Consider the following 2806-nt stretch of genomic DNA (forward strand, 5'->3'; position numbering starts at 1 on the left):
TCGGGGAAGCCGCGGTGGCCTCCAGTTCCATACCGGGGCGAGAGCTTTGGCGGCCAGGGCGGGCCCAGCCGGTCGATCTCCACCTCGACCACGTCCCCGGGCCGCAGGAAGCGAGCCGGGGTGCGCGCGTGCCCCACCCCGGCGGGGGTGCCGGTCGCCACCAGGTCGCCGGGGCGCAGCGTCATGGTCCGGCTCAGGTGCGCCAGCACCCGCCCGACCGGGAAGATCATGTCCTTGGTGTCGCCGTCCTGGACGACCTCGCCGTTGACCCGGGTCACCAGCCGGAGCCCGCCGGCCGGGTCGCCCACCTCGTCGGCGGTCACCACCGGCCCGATCGGGCCGCTGTGGTCGGAGTTCTTGCCGAGCGTCCACTGCGCGGTCAGCCGCTGCGCCCGGCGGGCGCTCAGGTCGTTGAAGGTCGCGTAGCCGAACACCCCCGCCAGAGCGGTCTCCTCGTCCACGCACCGCAGCTCCGCGCCGACCACCGCGACCAGCTCGACCTCCCAGTCCAGGCCCGCCTCGTCCGGCGGCACCGGGACCGGCGTCCCGTCGACCGCGAGCGACGCCGTCCACCGCCCGAAGATCGCCGGTGTCTCCGGGATCGGGAAACCGCCCTCGGCGGCGTGCGCCCGGTAGTTCAGCCCGACGCACACCACCCGCGCGGAACCGGCCACCGCCGGGGCCAGGCTCAGCTCGCCCAGCGCCCGCTCGTGCGGTCCCGGCTCGCCGCCGGAGAGGTCACGCGCCTTCGCGGTCCAGCCGGGCAGGTCCTCGTAGAACTCGCCCGCCTCGGCCAGCGGCGCCACCCGGTCCCCACCGATGAGTACGCCCACCCGGACCTGACGCCCATCCCGAAACCCGACAAACCTCATCGTTCACTCCCGACGTTCCCGGTGACGGGAACCACAGCAGCCTCGAACGCACCCCTACGTCGCTCCAGACTCATCCGGAGATCTTCGTACATTCCACCTCAATGCGGTAGAGGGAGTTCGCCGTCCGGGGTTTGAACGCCTCAGTTGAGGAACTGTCGAGGTATGGACGCACTCGCGCACGTCGACGCCTACTGGCGCGCGGCCAACTACCTGTCGGTCGGTCAGATCTATCTGCTGGACAATCCGTTGCTGGTCGAGCCGTTGCGGGCCGAGCACATCAAGCCCCGGCTGCTGGGGCACTGGGGGACCACGCCGGGGCTGAACTTCTGTTTCGCCCATCTGAACCGGGTCATCGCCGAACGCGATCAGGACATGATCTATATCGCCGGTCCGGGGCACGGCGGGCCGGCGGCGGTGGCGCACGCCTGGCTGGAGGGTTCCTACACCGAGAGATATCCGGAGATCACGCGGGACGCCGAGGGGATGCGGCGGTTGTTTCGGCAGTTCTCCTTCCCCGGGGGCATTCCCTCTCACGTGGCGCCTGAGACGCCCGGCTCGATCCACGAGGGCGGTGAGCTGGGCTATTCGCTGGCGCATGCGTATGGGGCCGCGTTCGACAACCCCGGCCTGGTGGTGGCGTGTGTGATCGGTGACGGGGAGGCCGAGACCGGGCCGCTGGCCGCGAGCTGGCATTCCAACAAGTTCCACGCGCCGGGCCGTGACGGCGCGGTGTTGCCGATTCTGCATCTGAACGGCTACAAGATCGCCAATCCGGCGGTGCTGGCCCGTATCCCCGAGGCCGAGCTGGTCAAGCTGATGGAGGGCTACGGCTACCGTCCGCACCTGGTGTCGGGGGAGGAGCCCGAGGCGGTGCACCAGATCATGGCCGAGACGCTGGAGACGGTCTTCGATCAGATCGCCGACTACCAGCAGGGGCGGACCGGCCGGCCACCGATGATCGTTTTGCGGACGCCGAAGGGGTGGACCGGGCCGCGCGAGGTCGACGGCCTGCCGGTGGAGGGCACCTGGCGCTCGCATCAGGTGCCGCTGTCGGGGGTGCGCGACAACGGCGAGCACCTGGCGATGCTGCAGGAGTGGATGCGCTCGTATCGGCCGCAGGAGCTGTTCGACGCCCAGGGGCGGCCGGTGGCCGAGGTGGTGGGGACGGTGCCGGCCGGGGCGTTGCGGATGAGCGCCAACCCGCACGCCAACGGCGGTGAGCTGCTGCGGCCGCTGGCGCTGGGCGACTTTCGCGCGCACGCGGTCGAGGTCACCTCGCCCGCCACCGCCAGCACCGAGCCCACCCGGGTGCTGGGCGCCTTCCTGCGTGACGTCATCGCCGCCAACCCCGACAACTTCCGGCTGATGGGCCCTGATGAGACCGCCTCCAACCGGCTGCAGGCGGTCTTCGAGGTCACCGACCGCGCCTGGAACGCCGAGCTGCTGGGGACCGACGAGCACCTCGGAGAGGGCGGCCGGGTGATGGAGGTGCTCAGCGAGCACCTGTGCCAGGGCTGGCTGGAGGGCTATCTGCTGAGTGGCCGTCACGGGTTGTTCAACTGTTATGAGGCGTTCATCCACATCATCGACGCGATGTTCAACCAGCACGCCAAGTGGCTGGAGTCCTCCCGCAAGATCGGCTGGCGCCGGCCGGTGGCGTCGTTGAACTATCTGCTGTCCTCACACGTGTGGCGTCAGGACCACAACGGGTTCTCCCACCAGGATCCGGGTTTCCTGGACGTGGTGATGAACAAGAAGGCCTCTGTGGTGCGGGTCTACCTGCCGCCGGACGCCAACACGTTGCTGTCGACGGCTGATCACTGCCTGCGTTCACGTGATTATGTGAACGTGATCGTGGCCGGCAAGCAGCCGGTGCTGAACCTGCTGGGGATGGACGAGGCGATCGCGCACTGCACGCGGGGGCTGGGCGTGCT

2 protein-coding genes are annotated in these 2806 nt (G+C 69.7%); one reads left to right on the plus strand and one right to left on the minus strand.

What is annotated here, in order from left to right; genetic code table 11:
• Window positions 1-833, minus strand: an 833-nt coding sequence (locus AB0G15_RS43350) for a fumarylacetoacetate hydrolase family protein (RefSeq protein ID WP_362851556.1), incomplete at its 3' end; no start/stop codon positions are given.
• Window positions 834-1034: 201 nt separating this feature from the next.
• On the opposite strand from AB0G15_RS43350, the gene AB0G15_RS43355 reads away from it, so the two are divergent.
• Window positions 1035-2806: phosphoketolase family protein (locus AB0G15_RS43355; RefSeq protein ID WP_362851558.1), on the plus strand; the 1772-nt coding region annotated here is incomplete at its 3' end.

It is taken from the genome of Streptosporangium sp. NPDC023825, from assembly GCF_040639575.1.
Lineage (GTDB): Bacteria > Actinomycetota > Actinomycetes > Streptosporangiales > Streptosporangiaceae > Streptosporangium.